Source organism: Nocardioides iriomotensis, from assembly GCF_004168035.1.
In the GTDB taxonomy this organism is placed as follows: Bacteria; Actinomycetota; Actinomycetes; order Propionibacteriales; family Nocardioidaceae; genus Nocardioides_B; species Nocardioides_B iriomotensis.
Window position 1 is genome coordinate 1 of sequence record NZ_SDPU01000029.1, and the last position, 13,806, is coordinate 13,806.

Sequence of the window (13,806 nt, forward strand, 5' to 3'; positions counted from 1 at the left end):
AGCGGGTCGGGCACCGTGACGAGCTGATCGCGACGCTCGAGGGCGCGCTCGCCGCCGAGGGTGCGGAGACCTGGCTCGGTCGGCTCGCCGAGCTCGGCATCCCGGCCGGCAAGGTACGCACGCTCGACGACGTGTACGCCTGGGACCAGACCCGCTCGCAGGGCCTGGTCGTCGAGGTCGACCACCCCACGCTGGGCGCGGTCGAGCTGCCGGGGCCGGCTCTCCGGTTCGACGACAACGCCTACGCCGGCGCCCGCGAGACGCACCTGCCACCACCGCGCCTCGGCGAGCACGACGCGTCGGTGCGGGCCTGGCTCGCCCAACCGGATCCGGACGCCTGACCGGACCACGCGACGTACCTGTCCACTTCCCGGGAAATTGGTCTCGCGAGGAGGAGTGATCATGCGCTGGGATGGGAAGGTAGTCACCAGTACCTCGATCTCGGCTCCGTAGCGCACTGCCGGCACCCAGCGGAGCCACCCGGAACCACCGGACCCCGGACCCCCGTGCCCCGGCCCTGTCCCAGCGGGTCGGGGCACGGCCGCGTCCGGAGGGCGGACGCGCGGTCCAGGCCAGCTGGTCCTTTACGGCGTGACTCCGACCGATACGGCTCGTTATGGGAACACCTCCGCATCCGCGCATCCGCGCGCCTTCGAACTGGGAGAGCCCATGGTCCGCCGACGCGCCGCCCTCGCCGCCGCCACCACGTCCCTGCTGGCACTGGGGCTGCTCCCCGCGGTCACCGCCGGCAGCGCGGAGGCGGGCGACACGCTGTTCGCCCCGCAGCTGGTCACCGTCGACACCCCGACCCGGGCGGACAAGCGCCTGCTCCAGTCGCTCGGTCTCGACCTCACCGAGCACGCCGGACAGGACTACGTCGAGGTGGTGCTGCACGGTCTCGGCGACGCCGACGCGCTGCGCGCCGCCGGGCTGACCTACGACGTCCGGATCCCCGACCTGGTCCGCCGCGAGGCCGAGGTCAACGCCGCCAACAAGGCGTACGCCGCCGCGACGACGTCGTCACCGCTGCCCTCCGGCCGCGACACCTACCGCACGCTCGCCGACTACAACAACGACATGCAGCAGCTGGCCACGATCCGGCCGGCGATCGCCAAGCGGTTCGCGCTGCCGCACCCGTCGCTCGACGGACGCACCGTCTACGGCATCGAGATCGGCCGCGACGTGCGCGCCGCCGAGGACGGCCGACCCACGTTCGTGCTGCTCGGTGTGCACCACGCGCGCGAGTGGCCCTCCGGTGAGCTGGCGATGGAGTTCGCCTACGACCTGGTCAAGGGCTACGGCACCGACGCCCGGATCACCGGGCTGCTCGACAAGTCTCGCGTGGTCGTCGTCCCGGTGGTGAACGTCGACGGCTTCGAGCTGTCCCGCACCGACGGCGCGCTCATCGACCTGCGCGACCTCAACCCGAGCGACCCGCTGGGCGGCACCACCTCCGTCCTCGTCACGCCGGGCAACACCTACAAGCGAAAGAACTGCCGCGTCGTCGACGGCCAGGACACCCCCGACGGCACCTGCCGGGTCGGGAGCGCGACGAGCCCCGGCGGCTACGGCGTCGGCGTCGACCTCAACCGCAACTACGGCGGCTTCTGGGGCGGCCCGGGCGCGTCGGACGTGTTCGCCGACCCGACGTACCGCGGCGCCGGTCCGTTCTCCGAGCCCGAGATCCAGAACGTCCGCGAGCTGGTCAGCGGCCGTCAGGTCACCACACTGATCTCGAACCACACCTTCTCCAACCTGGTGCTGCGGCCCAACGGCGTGCACCCGGACACCATCGGGCACGACGGACTCCCCGTGGGCGACGCGCCGGACGAGGAGGGCCTGAAGGCGCTCGGCGCCGAGATGGCCGCGGCCAACGGCTACGCCAACATCCACGGCTGGGAGCTCTACGACACCACCGGCACGACCGAGGACTGGTCCTACAACGCCACCGGCGGCTACGGCTACACGTTCGAGATCGGGCCCAACGAGTTCCACCCGCCGTACCCGGAGGTCGTCGACGAGTACCTCGGCGCCGGGGCGTACGCCGGCAAGGGCAATCGCGAGGCCTACCTGGTCGCGCTGGAGAACACCGTGAACACCGCGACGCACTCGGTGATCACCGGCAAGGCGCCGGCCGGCGCGACGCTGCGGCTGCGCAAGCAGTTCGCGTCGCCGACCTGGTCCGGCTCGTTCCAGGACACGCTCGACTCGACGATGAAGGTCGGCACCAACGGGAAGTACACCTGGCACGTCAACCAGTCCACCCGCCCGGTCGTGCAGGCCAAGCTGGTCGAGATCACCGAGGACCAGCCGGTCCGCTCGCAGACCTTCACCGGCGGCGCCACCACCGTCGGCGACGAGGTCGACCACGAGTTCACCGTCACCGAGACCGGGCTCGACCTGCTGAAGGTGGACCTGGACTGGCCGACCCCGGACGACCTCGACCTGGAGGTCTACCGGAAGAACGCCGACGGGTCGCTGACCGAGGTCGCGTCGTCCGGCAACGCTCCCGGCGAGAAGGAGTCGGCGGAGGTCGCCGCGCCGACGCCGGGCACCTACGTGCTGCGGGTGATCAACTACGCGTCGGTCGCGCCGTCGTACGACCTCACCGCGACGCTCTTCGACTCGACGGTCGTCGACTCGACCGAGGTCCCGGGATTGATCGAGGCGTGGACGCTGACCTGCGAGAAGAACGGCCAGGCGCTGCAGACGGTCCCGGTGATCGTGGACCGCGGGCAGCAGGTCAAGGTCGACCTCAGCCAGTGCGCAAGCCGGTGGCGCTCGGTGCGCTGACCCCGGACGTGGTCGGATGGGGGCCATGAGCGCCCCCGTCCGGCTGTCCGCGACCGCCCTCATCGACCTGGTCCTCGACGACGGCTCGTGGTCGTCGTGGGACACCCCGCCGGCGTACGGCGACCTGTCCGAGGAGTACGCCGAAGAGCTCGCGGCCGCCCGGGAGAAGACCGGCCTCGACGAGTCGGTGATCACCGGCGAGGGCCTGATGCGCGGCCGGCGAGTCGCGGTGGTGGCGTGCGAGTTCCGGTTCCTGGCCGGGTCGATCGGCGTGGCGTCGGCCGACCGGTTGGTGGCGGCCATCGAGCGGGCGACCCGTGAGGGACTGCCGCTGCTCGCGGCTCCGGTGTCCGGCGGGACCCGGATGCAGGAGGGCACCGTCGCGTTCGTCCAGATGGTGAAGATCAGCCAGGCGATCGCGGCGCACAAGTCCGCCGGCCTGCCGTACCTCGTCTACCTGCGGCACCCGACCACCGGCGGCGTGATGGCGTCGTGGGGCTCGCTCGGGCACGTGACCGTCGCCGAACCGGGCGCGCTCGTGGGCTTCCTCGGGCCTCGGGTCTACGAGGCGCTGTACGGCAGGGCGTTCCCCGACGACGTGCAGACCTCCGAGAACCTCTACGCCCACGGCCTCGTCGACGCCGTCGTGCCGCCCGACGAGATCGCCGACATCCTCGACCGCGCGCTGACGGTGCTGCTCGCCACCCACGACGTCGCCGCCGACCCCGCCGACCCGCCGCTCGACGAGATCGAGGACGTGGAGACCTGGGAGTCGGTGACGATCTCCCGCCGGCCGGACCGGCCGGGGGTGCGCCGGCTGCTGCGGTACGCCGCCACCGACGTGATCCCGCTGAACGGCACCGGCCAGGGGGAGGCCGACCCCGGGCTGCTCATCGCGCTCGCGCGCTTCGGCGGCTCGCCGTGCGTGTTCCTCGGCCAGGACCGGCGCGGCCAGACCGAGGCACACCCGCTCGGGCCCGGCGCGCTGCGCGAAGCCCGACGCGGGATGCGGCTGGCGGCCGAGCTCGGGCTGCCGCTGATGACCGTGATCGACACCCCCGGGGCGGCGCTCTCCGTCGAGGCCGAGGAGGGCGGGCTGGCCGGCGAGATCGCGCGCTGCCTCGCCGACCTGGTCACGCTCAAGGCGCCGACGCTGTGCCTGCTGCTCGGCGAGGGTACGGGCGGCGGCGCGCTGGCGCTGCTGCCGGCCGACCGGGTGGTGGCCGCCCAGCACGCGTGGCTGTCGCCGCTCCCGCCCGAGGGCGCCAGCGCGATCGTGCACCGCGACCTCGACCACGCGCCCGACATGGCGCGGGCCCAGCGGGTTCGGTCCCTCGACCTGCGCGAGTCCGGCGTCGTCGACCGGATCGTCGCCGAGCGGCCGGACGCGGCGGACGAGCCGGAGGAGTTCTGCCGCCGGCTCGGCGACGTGCTGCGCTACGAGCTGGCCACGCTGCTCAACACCGACCGCGCCGAGCTGCTCGCCCGGCGCGAGCAGCGCTACCGCTCGCTGGGCGCCGCGTCGTCCTGACCGGTCATCGCCCGGTAGGTGGCGGGCTGGGTGCGGGCGAGGTGGGCGCGCGCCCTCCGGCGGTAGCGCCAGATCAGCACCAGCCCGAGCACCCAACCGACGTACTGGACCGACATGGCCTGCTTGTACGCCGACGGCGGGTACTCCGTCCCCGAGCCGGGCGTGAGGAGGTCGAGCAGCAGGCCGATCGCCAGCATCATCAGCAGCGACGCGACGAACCCGCCCACGTTGACGATCCCGGTGGCCGAGCCCAGGCGCGTCGCGGGGTTGAACGTGCGCGCCAGGTCGAAGCCGATCATCGAGCCGGGACCGCCGAGGCCGGTGGTGACCACCATGATCCCGAGCAGCCAGACCGGGGCGTCGCCCGGGTACAGCAGCACCGCGGCCCAGCTCAGCATCATCGCGAGGATGATCGACAGGACGAGTGTCGAGCGGTGCCACGGGTGCCGGGCGATGAAGCCGCCGATGAGCGGACCGCCGACCATGAACGTCACGACGAGCAGCGTCATCAGCAGGCCGGCGGCGGGCGTGCCGGTGTGCTCGCTGTGCACGAAGAAGGGGTAGCCCCACAGCAGGCCGAGCACGTTGGCGCCGAACTGTGCGGTGAAGTGCGACCACAGCCCGAGCCGGGTGCCGGGGTCGCGCCACGACAGCTTGAGGTCGCGACCGACCTCGCGCGCCGCCTTGACCGAGCGGGACGGCGGGAACCCCGGCGGCACGTCGCGGACGAGCAGGATGACGAGCACGCCGAGCACGAGCCCGACGGCCGCGCTGACCGCGAACGTCGGGGTCCACCCGAACACGGCCAGCGAGTGTGCCAGCGGGATCGCCGCGACCAGCGCGCCGCACTGGCCCAGCAGCGCGGTCCAGGCGGTCAGCACCGGGCTGCGCATCGGCGGGAACCACGACGCGACCAGGCGCAGCACGCTGATGAAGACCATGGCGTCCCCGATGCCGACGAAGACACGGGCGACGACGGCCCCGGCGTACACCGCGGTGAACGCGAACCCGAGCTGCGCCGCCGTCATCAGCACCGCGCCGACGAACAGCAGCCGTTGCGGGCCGTACCGGTCGATGAGGACGCCGACGGGCACCTGCATGCCGGCGTACACCAGCAGCTGGAGCACGGTGAACGTGGAGAGCTGCGAGGCGGAAATGTCGAACCGCTCGGCCGCGGCGATGCCGGCCACGCCGAGCGAGGACCGGTGGAAGATCGCGAGGAAGTAGACCGAGACGCCGGTGAGCCAGACGACGAGGGCGCGCCGGCCGCCCGGTGGTGCGGTGTCGACGGAGGTGCTCACTCCGTCTCCCGGGCCAGCGCGCTCGACCACGCGAGGTGCTCGCGGACGACCCGCGCGAACGCCTCGGCGTCGTCACCGCGCAGGACCGCGAGGATCCGCTCGTGCTCGGCGATGGCCCCGTCCATCCGGTCGGTGCGGCCACGCACCATGGCGCTGCTGAACAGCGTCTGCCGCTCGCGGAGCATCCGGTAGACGCCCGAGATGACGCTGTTGCCGGCCGCGTCGACGATCAGCTCGTGGAAGCGGCGGTCGGCGTCGGTGAACCCGGCCGTGTCGCGCTCGTGGCGGCGCCGGCACATCTCCTGGTGCACCTCGACCACCGCGGGCAGCAGCTCGGCACGGCGCTCGAACGACTTGTGCGCGGTGCCGGTCTCGACGAGCGTGCGTGCCTCCAGCACGTCGTCGACGTCCTCGAGCGTGAACGTCGCGACGACGGCGCCCTTCTTCGGCCGCAGCTGGACCAGGCCCTCGACCTCGAGCCGGAGCAGCGCCTCGCGCACCGGCGTACGGCTGACCCCGAGCTCCGCGGCCAGCCCGCCCTCGGTGATCACGTCGCCGGCGGAGTAGACGGCGTTGAGGATCGCCCACTTCGCGTAGTCGTACGCCCGGGCGGCGGCGGAGCCCGGTGGCGGGAGGGACGGTCTCATGTTGCATACATCGTAGGGACCGGCTCTCGCCTTGATGCTTCCAGGGCAAGTCCTGCACTTCCCGGGTGCTGCACCGGCCTGGAAGTGCAGGGGTCCCTGGTGAACCAGGGACCCCTGCACCACCTCAGAGCAGCAGGGCGGCGCCCGGGTCCTCGAGGACGGCGGCGACGTCGGCGAGGAAGCGCGACCCCTTCTCGCCGTCGACGAGCCGGTGGTCGAACGACAGCGCGAGGGTGGTGATGTCGCGGACCTTGATCTTGCCGTTGTGCACCCACGGCTGCTTGCGGACGGCGCCGAAGCAGAGGATCGCGGACTCGCCGGGGTTGATGATCGGCGTGCCCGCGTCGACGCCGAAGACGCCCACGTTGGTGATCGTGAACGTGCCCCCGGCCATCTCGGCCGGCTGGGTCTTGCCCTCGCGGGCGACCTTGGTGAGCTCGTTGATCGCGCGGCCGAGCTCGGGCAGCGACATCGCGTCGGCGTCCTTGACGTTCGGCACCACGAGGCCGCGCGGCGTGGCGGCCGCGATGCCGAGGTTCACGTAGTGCTTGAACACGACCTCCTGGGCCCGGTCGTCCCAGGTGGCGTTGATCTCGGGGGTACGGCGGGCCGCCAGGAGCACCGCCTTGGCCAGCACGAGCAGCGGCGAGACCTTGACGTCGCGGAAGTCGCGGTGGCCCTTGAGCCGCTCGACGAGCTTCATCGTGCGGGTCGCGTCGACGGTGATCCACTCGGTCACGTGCGGCGCCGTGAACGCCGAGTCGACCATCGCCTGCGCCATCATCTTGCGCACGCCCTTGATCGGCTCGCGCGTCTCCCGCTCACCCCGATTCGTCCGCGAAACTGCGTCCGTCCCACGCGGGGCCGACGCGGACGAATCGGGGTTGGCCGCGGCCTGGACGTCGTCGCGGGTGATCGTGCCGCCCGGCCCGGACGGGACCAGCGCCCGCAGGTCGACGCCGAGGTCCTTGGCCAGCTTGCGCACCGGCGGCTTGGCCAGCACCCGCACGTCGCCGGGCCGGTCGTTGGCCGGGTCGTGCTTCGCGGCGACGGCCGGGACCGCCTCCTCGTCACCCTCGACCACGTCGGCGCTAGTCGCGCCGCCGGGTGCGAACGCGCCCTGCAGCTGGAGCTGCGCGGCGGCGCCGGCGTCGGACACCGGGCTCGCGGCGCCACGACGGGGGCGCCGCTTGGCCGCGGCCTCCCGCGGGCCGTAGCCGACGAGGGTCTGGTTCTCGCCGCCACCGGTGGCGGCCGGGTTGGACATGTCGATGTCGGTCGGCACCGCCTTGGCGCCGGCCTTCTCGGCCATGCCGAGGTACGGGTCGGACTCGGTCTGCTCGGCCGGCGCCGGGGCGGCCGGCTCCTCGGCCGGGGCCGCGCCCTCGCCGATCCGGATGATCGGCGTGCCGACCGGGACGGTCTCGCCCTCGGGGACCAGCAGCGCCTGGATCGTGCCGGCGTACGGCGACGGCAGCTCGACCAGCGACTTGGCCGTCTCGATCTCGACGACGATGTCGTTGACCTTGATGACGTCGCCGACCTTGACCTTCCAGGTCACGATCTCGGCCTCGGTCAGGCCCTCACCAACGTCGGGCAGCTTGTACTCGTTCACGGGTGGTGTCCTCCCGGACGTCAGTAGGCGAGGGAGCGGTCGACGGCGTCGAGCACCCGGTCGAGGTCGGGAAGCCACTCCTCCTCGATGCGGCTCGGCGGGTACGGCGTGTCGAACCCGCCGACGCGCAGCACCGGCGCCTCGAGGTTGTAGAAGCACTCCTCGGTGATCCGGGCCGCGATCTCCGAGCCCATGCCGAGGTTGACGTGCGCCTCGTGGGTGACCACCGCGCGGCCGGTCTTGCGGACCGACGCCAGGACCGGGCCCATGTCGAGCGGCGAGAGCGTGCGGAGGTCGATGACCTCGATGCTCTGGCCGTCCTGGGCGGCGGCCTCGGCGGACGCCAGGCAGGTCTTCACCATCGGGCCGTAGGCCAGCAGCGTCAGGTCGGTGCCCTCGCGCACGACGCGGGAGCTGAACAGCGGGTCGGCGTCGGCGAGCGTCCTCGTCTCGTCGAGCTCGGCCTTGTCGGCGTGGTACTGCCGCTTGGGCTCGAGGAAGACGACCGGGTCGTCGCACTTGATGGCCTGCTGGATCATCCAGTAGCCGTCGACCGGGTTGGAGCAGGCGACCACCTTGAGGCCCGGGGTGTGCGCGAACTGCGCCTCGGGGCTCTCGGAGTGGTGCTCGACCGCGCCGATGCCGCCACCGAACGGGATCCGGATGACGATGGGCATCTTGACCTTGCCCTGGCTGCGGAAGTGGATCTTCGCGACCTGGCTGACGATCTGGTCGTAGGCGGGGTAGACGAACCCGTCGAACTGGATCTCGCACACCGGCCGGTAGCCGCGCATGGCCAGGCCGACGGCGGTGCCGAGGATGCCGGACTCGGCGAGCGGCGAGTCGATGACCCGGTCCTCGCCGAAGTCCTTCTGCAGGCCGTCGGTGATCCGGAAGACGCCGCCGAGCTTGCCGACGTCCTCGCCCATGACGAGGACCTTCGGGTCGTCCTCCATGGCCTTGCGCAGGCCGGCGTTGAGGCCCTTGGCCAGGGTGATCTTGCTCATCGGTGGCCTCCCGCCGTCTCGAAGGAGTCGAGGTACGCCGCGAAGCCCTCACGCTGCGCGTCGATCTCGGGGCTGCCCTCGGCGTACACGTAGTCGAAGATGTCGAGGATCCGCGGCTCGGGCAGCGCCTTGCAGCCCTCGCGGAGGTGCTCGCCGAGCTTCTCGGCCTCGACGTCGATCTCGTCGAAGAAGTCCTGGTCGGCCAGGCCGTTGCGGGTCAGGTAGACCTTCACGCGCTGGATCGGGTCCTTGAGCTTCCAGTGCTCGAGGTCCTCCGACAGCCGGTAGCGGGTCGGGTCGTCGGTCGTGGTGTGCGCACCCATGCGGTAGGTGTAGGCCTCCACGAACGTCGGGCCCTGGCCCTCCCGGGCGCGCTGCAGGGCGGCCTTGGAGACGGCGTACGTCGCGAGCACGTCGTTGCCGTCGACGCGGACGCCCGGGAAGCCGAAGCCGAGGGCGCGCTGGTAGAGCGGGATGCGGGTCTGCCGCTCGATCGGCTCGGAGATCGCCCACTGGTTGTTCTGGCAGAAGAACACGACGGGCGCGTTGTAGGAGGCGGCGAAGATGAACGCCTCGTTGACGTCGCCCTGGCTGCTGGCGCCGTCGCCGAAGTAGGTGACGACCGCGGCGTCGCGGTCGGGGTCGCCGGTGCCGACGACGCCGTCGCGCTGGAGGCCCATGGCGTAGCCGGTGCCGTGCAGGGTCTGCGCCCCGATCACGATCGTGTAGAGGCCGAAGTTGCCCTCGTTGGGGTCCCAGCCGCCCTGGTCGACGCCGCGGAACAGGCCGAGCAGCCGCAGCGGGTCGATGCCCCGCGTGTAGGCGACGCCGTGCTCGCGGTAGGTCGGGAAGACGTAGTCCTGCGGGCGCAGCGCGCGGCCGGAGCCGATCTGCGCGGCCTCCTGGCCGAGGAGCTGGGCCCAGATGCCGAGCTCGCCGTGGCGCTGGAGCGCGGTGGCCTCGGTGTCGATGCGGCGGGTCAGCACCATGTCGCGGTAGAAGCCCTTGATCGCCTCGTCGTCGAGGTCGAACGAGAACTCCGGGTGCTCGACGCGCTCGCCCTCGGGCGTCAGCAGCTGGACGAGCTCGGGGCCGCCGTCGGCCTGGCGGGGGCCGAAGACCTCGCCGAGGTCTGGCCCGAACTCACCGGCCTCGAGGTCGGCATGCGCCTCGGGGTGTGAATGGCTCACCTGCACTCCTTCGTGTCGTCGGCGTCACGGGGTCTCCGCTGCCGGCTCTGTGGAGCTGACGGCCCGCTGCCAGGGGTCCGCGACACCGGCGCGGGGGTGGTGCGCGGTGTGCGGCCGAGCGGCTGGACGTCGCTGTGACCGGTGCCACACCGGTCGGTCGTCTGCCTAAGGTACCGGTCCCCTCCGGGTGGCAGGAAATCGAGGTCCGCGCGGCCGGAACTCGCGCGACACCTGTCGGCGCCCGGCCCTACCCTGTCAGGGGCAAGGGAGGGAGTTGCTAGTGACAGCGCAGGCATCCGAGACACGTCCGGCCGACAGCCGGGTCGGTCCCGCGGTCGGGCTCGTCTTCGGCGCGCTCGCGATCGTGTACGTCGTGTGGGGCTCGACCTACCTCGGCATCCGGATCGTCGTCGAGGAGGCCCCGCCGCTCACGTCCATGGGGCTGCGCTACACGACGGCCGCTGTGCTGCTCGGGGCACTGCTCTCCCTCAAGGGCGGCCTCCGCCGGCTGCGGGTGACCCGCCGCCAGCTGCTCGGCTGCGCCTTCCTGGGCCTGATGCTGCCGGTGCTCGGCAACGGCATGGTGGCGGTCGGCGAGAGCCTGGGCGCGCCCTCCGGCGTGACCGCGCTGCTGATCGCGATCGCGCCGCTGATCATCGTGGTGTTCCGGGTCGTCGAGGGCGACCGGCCTCGCGGGCTGACGCTCCTGGGCGTGCTGACCGGCTTCGGCGGCCTCGCGCTGCTCGTGCTGATCGGCAGCAACGGCGCGCAGGCGTTCCCGCTGGGTGCGGGGCTGCTGGTGCTGTTCGCCTCCTCGTGCTGGGCGTTCGGCTCCTACGTGCAGCCGCGTCTGCCGCTCCCCAAGGACGTCTTCGTCGTCACGGTCTACGAGATGCTCGCCGGCGGCCTGATCCTGATGACGATCGGCCAGCTCAGCGGCGAGCGGTTCACCGGCGACTACTCCACGCGCACCTGGCTCGCCCTCGGCTACCTCGTCGTGTTCGGCTCGGTGGTCGCGTTCACGTCGTACGTCTGGCTGCTCGCCAACGCCCCGATCTCGCTCGTCGCCACCTACGCCTACGTCAACCCGGTCGTCGCGGTGTTCCTGGGCTGGCTGATCCTCTCCGAGGCGGTCACCCCGGCCGTGGTGCTCGGCGGCGGCATCGTGGTCGCGTCCGTGGCGCTCGTGATCACCGCCGAGCGACCACGCCGCACCCGGCAGGCCGCGACCGCGTCGTCGGGCGAGCCGGTGCCGGATCCGGACCCCGCGTAGCCGGGATCCCGGACGCCGCGGTTGGCTCGCCCGACCGGCGGGTAACTTTCAGGCCATGAGCGACAAGCAGGTCTCGGCCACCACGACGATCGACGCACCGCCGGACGTGGTGTTCGCGATCGTCGCCAACCCGCACGAGCACCCGCGCATCGACGGCTCGGGCTCGGTGCGGAGCCTCATCGAGGGGCCGGACCACGTCACCAAGGGCGACACGTTCGCGGTGAACATGAAGCTGTTCGGGGCGCCGTACAAGATCACGAACACGGTGGTGGAGTACGAACCCGACCGCCGGATCGCGTGGCGGCACTTCGGCGGCCACCGCTGGCGCTACGAGCTCGAGCCGTCCGGGACCGGGACGCGCGTCACCGAGACGTTCGACTACTCCCGCTACAACGCGCTGTGGACGGGCGTCATCACCGTGCTCGGCTTCCCGGGCCGCAACCGCAAGGGAATCGAGGGCACGCTCGTGCGGCTCAAGGACGCGGCGGAGTGCGACGCGCGAGCCTCGCGGGCGGGACCTGCTCTCCCCTAGGTTGAGCGGATGACCGACGCGACGCTCGAGTCACGGTTCGCGGCGCTCTGGCCGGACGTGGTCCGGCCCCTCCGGGCGCTGTACGGCGAGCGGCCCGACTTCGACGCCCTGCTGGACCGGCTCCGGGTCGAGGTCACCGACGCCTACACGGCCCGCGACGCCGACCTGCGGGCGCTGGACGACCGGCGACTGGTGACGCCGGACTGGTTCCAGCGCACCGACGTGCTCGGCTACGTCTGCTACACCGACCGGTTCGCCGGCAAGCTCGCCGACGTGCCGTCCCGGATCGGCTACCTGCGCGAGCTCGGGATCAGTTACCTGCACCTGATGCCGCTGCTCAAGCCGCGGCCGGGCCCCAACGACGGCGGCTACGCCGTGATGGACTACCGCGCCGTCGACGAGCGGCTCGGCACCGTCGACGACCTCCGCGACGTGGCGACCGCGCTCCGCCGTGAGGGCGTGAGCCTCGTGCTCGACCTGGTCTGCAACCACACCGCCCGCGAGCACGAGTGGGCGGAGAAGGCGCGAGCCGGCGACCCGGCGTACCTCGCCTACTTCCGGACCTACCCCGACCGCACCGATCCCGACCGGTGGGAGGCGACCCTGCCGGAGGTCTTCCCGGACTTCGCCCCCGGCAACTTCACCTGGGTGCCGGAGATGGAGCGGTGGGTCTGGACGACCTTCAACGACTACCAGTGGGACCTCGACTACACGAACCCCGACGTGTTCGTGGAGATGTTCGGCGTCATCTGCCACCTCGCGAACCTCGGCGTCGAGGTGTTGCGGCTCGACGCGGTCGCGTTCATGTGGAAGCGGCTGGGCACCAACTGCCAGAACCAGCCCGAGGTGCACCTGCTGCTCCAGGCCTGGCGGGCGCTGTCCCGGATCGTGGCGCCGGGCGTGATCCTGCTGGCCGAGGCGATCGTCGCGCCGGACGACCTGGTCGGGTACCTCGGGCAGGGCGAGGGCGCCGGCAAGGAGTGCGAGCTGGCGTACCACAACGTGCTGATGGTGAGCCTCTGGAGCGCGCTGGCCGAGCAGAACGCCGCGCTCCTCACCCACACCCTGCAGGCGATGCCGCCGATCCCACCGACAGCGGCCTGGCTGACCTACGCGCGGCTGCACGACGACATCGGCTGGGCGGTCACCGACGAGAACGCCCGCGCGGTCGGCCTCGGCGGCTTCGACCACCGGTCGTTCCTGTCGGACTTCTACTCCGGCACCTACCCCGGCTCGTTCGCCCGCGGCGCGGTGTTCCAGGCCAACCCGCAGACCGGCGACCGGCGGATCAGCGGGTCGCTCGCGTCGCTGGCCGGCCTGGAGGAGGCGCTCGAGCGCGACGACGACACGGGTGCGGCGCTCGCCGTACGCCGGATCCTGCTGCTCCACCACCTGATCCTGACCTTCGGCGGCATCCCGCTCGTCTACATGGGCGACGAGATCGGGCAGCGAAACGACCCGTCGTACGCCGCGCAGCCGGACCTCGCCGACGACAACCGCTGGCTGCACCGGCCGATGATGGACTGGGCGGCGGCCGAGCGGCGGCACGACCCGGCGACCATCGAGGCGCGGATCTACCAGGACCTGCAGCGGATCGTCGCGCTGCGCCGGGACACCCCGGAGCTCCACGCGCAGGCGTCGGCGGAGGCGATCTGGAGCGGCGACCCGCGGGTGTTCACGCTGCTGCGGTCCAGCGCGCGCGGCGACCTGCTGGTGCTCGCGAACGTGTCGCCGCACCCGGTCGGCACGACGCTGCCGACCCACTGGGGCGCCGTGCACGACCTGGTCACCGGCGAGGACGCCGAGGGCCAGGTCGTGCTGTCGGAGTACCAGGTGCGCTGGCTCCGGCGGCGCTGACTACCGATATCGGTAGCCGGGGAGTGACCCAGGGGTCACGGTTGGACTACCGATGTCGGT

Annotated in this window: 11 protein-coding genes; 6 read left to right on the forward strand and 5 right to left on the reverse strand. The window is 72.0% G+C overall.

Annotation, left to right across the window (positions count from 1 at the left end; genetic code table 11):
* From ETU37_RS16555 to ETU37_RS16565, 3 genes are all read left to right on the forward strand, one after another.
* A partial coding sequence (locus tag ETU37_RS16555) for a CoA transferase (RefSeq protein WP_206053994.1) occupies positions 1-341 on the forward strand: 341 nt, incomplete at its 5' end.
* 328 nt (positions 342-669) lie between these two features.
* The gene (locus tag ETU37_RS16560) at positions 670-2,793 is read left to right on the forward strand and encodes a M14 family zinc carboxypeptidase (protein WP_129988465.1); all 2,124 of its coding nucleotides are present in this window, start codon (positions 670-672) and stop codon (positions 2,791-2,793) included.
* 25 nt (positions 2,794-2,818) lie between these two features.
* The gene (locus ETU37_RS16565) at positions 2,819-4,324 is read left to right on the forward strand and encodes a carboxyl transferase domain-containing protein (protein WP_129988466.1); all 1,506 of its coding nucleotides are present in this window, start codon (positions 2,819-2,821) and stop codon (positions 4,322-4,324) included.
* On the opposite strand, the gene ETU37_RS16570 is transcribed toward ETU37_RS16565, so the two are convergent.
* The 5 genes from ETU37_RS16570 to pdhA form a co-directional block, all read right to left on the reverse strand.
* Entirely contained in the window at positions 4,294-5,625 is a 1,332-nt protein-coding gene (locus tag ETU37_RS16570) for an MFS transporter (RefSeq protein WP_129988467.1), read from the reverse strand. The two genes, ETU37_RS16565 and ETU37_RS16570, sit on opposite strands and share 31 nt — an antisense overlap.
* The gene (locus ETU37_RS16575; protein ID WP_129988468.1) at positions 5,622-6,272 is read right to left on the reverse strand and encodes a GntR family transcriptional regulator; all 651 of its coding nucleotides are present in this window, start codon (positions 6,270-6,272) and stop codon (positions 5,622-5,624) included. The genes ETU37_RS16570 and ETU37_RS16575 overlap by 4 nt, the downstream gene beginning before the upstream one ends.
* 124 nt (positions 6,273-6,396) lie before the next feature.
* Complete coding sequence (locus ETU37_RS16580; protein WP_129988469.1) at positions 6,397-7,887, reverse strand: dihydrolipoamide acetyltransferase family protein; 1,491 nt, start codon at positions 7,885-7,887, stop codon at positions 6,397-6,399.
* A gap of 20 nt (positions 7,888-7,907) precedes the next feature.
* The gene (locus ETU37_RS16585) at positions 7,908-8,894 is read right to left on the reverse strand and encodes an alpha-ketoacid dehydrogenase subunit beta (protein WP_129988470.1); all 987 of its coding nucleotides are present in this window, start codon (positions 8,892-8,894) and stop codon (positions 7,908-7,910) included.
* A complete protein-coding gene (gene pdhA, locus ETU37_RS16590) occupies positions 8,891-10,084 on the reverse strand; it encodes a pyruvate dehydrogenase (acetyl-transferring) E1 component subunit alpha (protein WP_129988471.1) in 1,194 nt (397 codons plus the stop codon). Before pdhA ends, ETU37_RS16585 begins: the two co-directional genes overlap by 4 nt.
* Before the next feature lie 280 nt (positions 10,085-10,364).
* Between pdhA and ETU37_RS16595 the strand changes: the two genes are divergently transcribed.
* The 3 genes from ETU37_RS16595 to ETU37_RS16605 are packed head-to-tail and all read left to right on the forward strand — an operon-like array spanning position 10,365 to position 13,746.
* Positions 10,365-11,357 (forward strand): EamA family transporter, encoded by a 993-nt coding sequence (locus ETU37_RS16595; protein WP_129988472.1) that lies wholly within the window; start codon positions 10,365-10,367, stop codon positions 11,355-11,357.
* Between the two features lie 55 nt (positions 11,358-11,412).
* Positions 11,413-11,889 carry an SRPBCC family protein gene (locus ETU37_RS16600; protein WP_129988473.1) on the forward strand — a complete coding sequence of 159 codons (477 nt, stop codon included), beginning with the start codon at positions 11,413-11,415 and terminating at the stop codon, positions 11,887-11,889.
* A 9-nt stretch (positions 11,890-11,898) separates the two neighbouring features.
* Positions 11,899-13,746: an alpha-amylase family glycosyl hydrolase gene (locus ETU37_RS16605; protein WP_129988474.1), complete on the forward strand. Its 1,848-nt coding sequence runs from the start codon at positions 11,899-11,901 to the stop codon at positions 13,744-13,746.
* The last annotated feature ends 60 nt before the right edge of the window (positions 13,747-13,806 follow it).

Coding starts and splice junctions, on each gene's coding strand:
- ETU37_RS16560 (WP_129988465.1), top strand. CDS start 670: ATGGTCCGCCGACGCGCCGCCCTCGCCGCCGCCACCACGTCCCTGCTG.
- ETU37_RS16565 (WP_129988466.1), top strand. CDS start 2,819: ATGAGCGCCCCCGTCCGGCTGTCCGCGACCGCCCTCATCGACCTGGTC.
- ETU37_RS16575 (WP_129988468.1), bottom strand. CDS start 6,272: ATGAGACCGTCCCTCCCGCCACCGGGCTCCGCCGCCGCCCGGGCGTAC.
- ETU37_RS16585 (WP_129988470.1), bottom strand. CDS start 8,894: ATGAGCAAGATCACCCTGGCCAAGGGCCTCAACGCCGGCCTGCGCAAG.
- ETU37_RS16600 (WP_129988473.1), top strand. CDS start 11,413: ATGAGCGACAAGCAGGTCTCGGCCACCACGACGATCGACGCACCGCCG.
- ETU37_RS16605 (WP_129988474.1), top strand. CDS start 11,899: ATGACCGACGCGACGCTCGAGTCACGGTTCGCGGCGCTCTGGCCGGAC.